This is a genomic window from Roseomonas acroporae (assembly GCF_023223525.1).
In the GTDB taxonomy this organism is placed as follows: Bacteria; Pseudomonadota; Alphaproteobacteria; order Acetobacterales; family Acetobacteraceae; genus Roseomonas_E; species Roseomonas_E acroporae.
The window spans coordinates 1-437 of the sequence record NZ_JALPRX010000273.1 but is presented as its reverse complement, the minus strand read 5'-3'; the positions used below and the strand labels follow the sequence as shown (position 1 = coordinate 437).

The 437-nt window shown below is 76.2% G+C and carries 1 protein-coding gene; it reads right to left on the bottom strand.

The genetic code is table 11. The features are described 5' to 3' along the window. Positions 1–108: 108 nt before the first annotated feature. A partial coding sequence (locus tag M0638_RS28475; protein ID WP_248670333.1) for a hypothetical protein occupies positions 109–437 on the bottom strand: 329 nt, incomplete at its 5' end.

Genomic DNA, 437 nt, shown 5'->3' with positions numbered 1-437 from the left:
GGTGCGGAGGCTCCGGGCGTTCGGGGGCCAGCCTAGCCCCGCCGAACGGCAGCGTAGCGCGGACGGCGCGCGTCGGCACGTGCGGCGTGGTAGTGCACATGGCACCGATCATGGCGACGGCTCCAGCACTGGCATCCGCGCCGCGCACCGCTCCAGCCACTCCGGCGTGACACCCGCCGCATCGCACCAGAGGCGTCGCGCCACCGCCCACTGCCCGCCGCCGGTCAGGAACAGCCGTGCCTCTTCCCGTTCCTCGGCGGTGACCGCGCGGGCGTTGCCGCCGCTGCGGCGCGGGTCGTAGAGCTTCGTCGCGGTCGCGTCGGCGAGGGCCTGCCGGATCACGGCGAGCGCCAGGGCGCGGTCGCGGATCGCGGCCTCGGCCTGCTCGCCGGCGGTGGTGGGCGGCGGGGCAGTACGGGCATCCTCTGCCCCTACTG